Genomic DNA, 3,490 nt, shown 5'->3' on the forward strand with positions numbered 1-3,490 from the left:
GCACACGCTGCCGTTCAGCTCGGTCACCTCGATCATCAACATGACCAAGGATTTCTCCTTCGCCGTGTTCAATGTCGGCATCGGCTACGACCAAGAGGTCGACCGCGTGCTCGACGTGCTGCGCGATCTCGGCCGCGAGATGCAGCTCGACCCCGAATGGGCGCCGGCGATCCTGGCGCCGATCGAGATCATCGGCCTCGACAAGTTCGGCGACAGCGCCGTGACCATCAAGGCCCGGATCAAGACTCCGCCCGCCAAGCAATGGGGCGTGATGCGCGAGTTCAACCGCCGGATGAAGCGGCGCTTCGACGAGGTCGGCATCGACATCCCGTTCCCGCACCGCATGGTGCTGACCCGCAGCCTCGACCGGCCGGAGGATGCCGCCGCGGCCGCCGCTCAGGGAGCGTCGTCGGGATCGTGACGGTTCGGGTCGTAATGGGAGTCGTGCTTCTTGCGGGCGAGATGCATCAGCCCGAGATTGAGCGCGATGATGCCGACCACGGCGATGCCCAGGGCGATCCAGCCATGGATGCTCATGTCGAGCGCGAACAGGTCGCCCATGGCCGTTCCTCCTGCTGCACTGCGGCGTCTTTTCGGGTGCCAAGCGCCGCTGCGATCTGTAATCTCTCTAAATCCGCCAATGGTTCCGCGGCTTGAAGAGGGTTTGAGCCATGACGCTCGAGGAGAGATGTGTCTCCGCCGGCCTGAAGATGACCGATCAGCGTCGTGTCATTCTCCAGGTGCTGACCGAGTCTCTCGACCATCCATCGGTCGAAACCGTCTATCACCGGGCCCGTGAGATCGATCCGTCGATCAGCATCGCGACGGTATACCGCACCCTGCATCTGCTCGACGAGCTGAACCTGGTGCAGCGGCACGACTTCAACGAGAACTACTCCCGCTTCGAGGTCAATCTCGAGCATCACCACCACCTGATCGATCTTGAAACCGGTGAGGTCATCGAGTTCAAGGACCAGGAGCTGGAGGTGCTGAAGGAGAAGATCGCCAAGCGCCTCGGCTTCGAACTCGTCGATCACAGGCTCGAACTCTATGGCCGGAAAAAGAAGTCCTGAGGGCTGCGGCTTCGGCGACCAGCCCTTCGCGGAGGGCTCGGCCGATTGCCGCTGCCAGCAGGCCGTGACCCGTGCCTATAGCGAGCTGGTGGCCCGCGGCGCGCCGCGCACCGTGGCCATGGAGGCGGCGATCCGCGTCTTCGTCTACCATCATCCCGAGGTCCCGGCGTTCCGCGCCCATGACACCGTGGAGACCTGGGTCTATTCCGGTCCGCTGAACTGAGCGGCCTTCGCGCCGCGGACACCCCGGGATCGCGGGCCGGGGCCTGGCTGCGGCGGCTGCGGCTGCCGAGCGGGCTGGTCCTGCTCGCCTTCCTCGCCACCCATCTGATCAACCATGCGGCCGGCCTGGTCTCGCTGGACGTGATGGAGCGTGGCCTCGGGCTGTTCATCCTGGTGTGGGAGAAGCAGCCGGGCCTGACCATCCTGTCGGCCGCCTTCCTGGTCCACATCGCCAACGCGCTGGTGTCGATCTGGCAGCGGCACAACTTCCGGCTGAAGCCCTGGCAGGCGGTGCAGCTCGGGCTCGGCCTCGCCGTGCCCCTGCTGCTGGCCGGCCATGTCTTCGCCACCGTCGTCGCCTTCGAGGTGTACGGCGTTGGCACGCCCTATCGCCTGATCCTGTCGCTGATGTGGGGCGGCAACGGGCTGGTCGCGCTGCAGCAGGTGGTGCTGGTGCTCGTGGCCTGGACCCATGGCTGCATCGGCGTGCACTACTGGCTGCGGCTGAGGCCCTGGTACCCCCGGGCGCTGCCGTTCCTCTACGCCGCCGCGCTGCTGATCCCGGCGCTCGGCCTTGCCGGGTTCGTCTCGGCCGGCCTGCAGGTCCGGGACCTCGCGGCCCAGCCCGGCTGGCTCGACGGCCTGTACCGTTCGATGAAGCTGACTCCGGAGGCGCAGGCCTTCGCCGTCCGGGGGGCGCTGTGGACCCGGGTCGGCATCCTGGCCCTGGTCCTCGCCGCCTTTGCCGGGCCGGTGCTGCGCGCCGTCCGGGCCCGGCGCGGCGGCCCGAAGCTGTACTACCGAGACACCCGCGTGCTCGACATCATCCCGGGGGCCACGGCGCTGGAGATCATCGCCGCCGCCGGCATCCCCCAGGCCATGGTCTGCGGCGGCCGCGGCCGCTGTTCGACCTGCCGGGTGCGGGTCGGGCTCGGCGCCGAGCACCTGCCGCCGCCGGCGGCGGACGAGGCGCGGGTGCTGCAGCGCATCGGCGCGCCCGAGGGGGTGCGGCTGGCCTGCCAGATCCGGCCGGTGAAGGACCTTGAGGTGACGCCGCTGCTGCCGCCGACCGCGACCGCCCGCGACGGCTTCCAGGGCCCCGGCCATCGGCACGGCCAGGAGCGCGAGATCGCGGTGCTGTTCGCCGACCTGCGCGGCTTCACCCGGCTGTCGGAGCATCGCCTGCCCTACGACGTGGTGTTCCTGCTGAACCGGTACTTCGCCGCCATGGGCCAGGCGATCGAGGCGGCGGGCGGCCAGGTCGACAAGTTCATCGGCGACGGGGTGATGGCGCTGTTCGGGGTCGAATCCGGGCGCGCCGCCGGTGCCCGCCAGGCGCTGGACGCCGCCCGGCGGATGGCGGCGCGGCTGGCCGAGCTGAACGAGGCCCTGGCCTCGGACCTGAAGGAGCCGCTGCGCATGGGCATCGGCCTGCATGTCGGCCCGGCGATCGTCGGCGAGATGGGCTATGGCGGGGTCAAGGGCCTGACCGCGGTCGGCGACACGGTCAACACCGCCAGCCGGCTGGAAGGGCTGTGCAAGGGCTACGCGGCGGAGCTGGTGGTGTCGCAGGACCTGCTCGACCAGGCCGGCGCCGACCTCTCGGCCTTCCGGGCCGAGCAGGTGGCGATCCGCGGCCGGCGCGACCAACTGCGCATCCGGGTGGTCGGCCGGATCGCCGAGCTGCCGGGGTGATTGGCTCGACCGGCGTTCGGACCCTTTCCATGCCTCCCCATTGTCATTGCCGGGCTTGACCCGGCAATCCAGGGACCACCGAGAGCAGCTCTTGAAAGCCCCTGGATCCTCGGGTCAAGCCCGAGGATGACAATGAAGTAAACGGGAATCTGGGGCCGTCAGATGATCACGCCCAGCAGCGTCTGCAGGAAGGCGCGTAGGGCGGCCCACAGGGCGGCAGAGACGGCGGCGAGGATCGCCAGCGCCCCGGCGCTGACCGCCCAGCCGGCCGAGACGGCGATGCCGTCGCGTTCGACCAGGCCGATGGCGAAGGCCGAGATCGCGAGCGCCGGCACCATGTTGCCGAACGGGATCGGCATGAACAGGATGATGGCCAGCAACAGGCAGGCGGCGCCGATGAAGCGGTCCTGCACCGGGCCGATCAGCAGCGACAGGCGGGGCCGCAGCAGCCGCTCGGCCTTGGCCAGCCAGGGCACCATGCGGTCGACCAGCCGGGCGAA

The 3,490-nt window shown here is 69.2% G+C and carries 6 protein-coding genes; 4 read left to right on the plus strand and 2 right to left on the minus strand.

Annotated features, from left to right (window positions below; genetic code table 11):
• The coding region (locus tag ABDW35_RS34195) for a mechanosensitive ion channel family protein (RefSeq protein ID WP_343718310.1) at positions 1–421 on the plus strand (421 nt) is incomplete at its 5' end.
• Here the strand turns inward: ABDW35_RS34195 and ABDW35_RS34200 are convergent.
• Positions 397–561 (minus strand): hypothetical protein, encoded by a 165-nt coding sequence (locus ABDW35_RS34200; protein WP_343718311.1) that lies wholly within the window; start codon positions 559–561, stop codon positions 397–399. The genes ABDW35_RS34195 and ABDW35_RS34200 overlap by 25 nt on opposite strands.
• A gap of 110 nt (positions 562–671) precedes the next feature.
• On the opposite strand from ABDW35_RS34200, the gene ABDW35_RS34205 reads away from it, so the two are divergent.
• The 3 genes from ABDW35_RS34205 (at position 672) to ABDW35_RS34215 (ending at position 2,990) form a co-directional block, all read left to right on the plus strand.
• A complete protein-coding gene (locus ABDW35_RS34205) occupies positions 672–1,073 on the plus strand; it encodes a Fur family transcriptional regulator (RefSeq protein ID WP_138887091.1) in 402 nt (133 codons plus the stop codon).
• Positions 1,051–1,296: a hypothetical protein gene (locus ABDW35_RS34210; RefSeq protein WP_343718312.1), complete on the plus strand. Its 246-nt coding sequence runs from the start codon at positions 1,051–1,053 to the stop codon at positions 1,294–1,296. Before ABDW35_RS34205 ends, ABDW35_RS34210 begins: the two co-directional genes overlap by 23 nt.
• Before the next feature lie 143 nt (positions 1,297–1,439).
• The gene (locus tag ABDW35_RS34215) at positions 1,440–2,990 is read left to right on the plus strand and encodes an adenylate/guanylate cyclase domain-containing protein (RefSeq protein ID WP_343718313.1); all 1,551 of its coding nucleotides are present in this window, start codon (positions 1,440–1,442) and stop codon (positions 2,988–2,990) included.
• A 158-nt stretch (positions 2,991–3,148) separates the two neighbouring features.
• Here the strand turns inward: ABDW35_RS34215 and ABDW35_RS34220 are convergent.
• On the minus strand, positions 3,149–3,490 hold a 342-nt coding region (locus tag ABDW35_RS34220), incomplete at its 5' end, for an exopolysaccharide biosynthesis protein (protein ID WP_343718314.1).

It is taken from the genome of Inquilinus sp., assembly GCF_039594555.1.
In the GTDB taxonomy this organism is placed as follows: Bacteria; Pseudomonadota; Alphaproteobacteria; order DSM-16000; family Inquilinaceae; genus Inquilinus.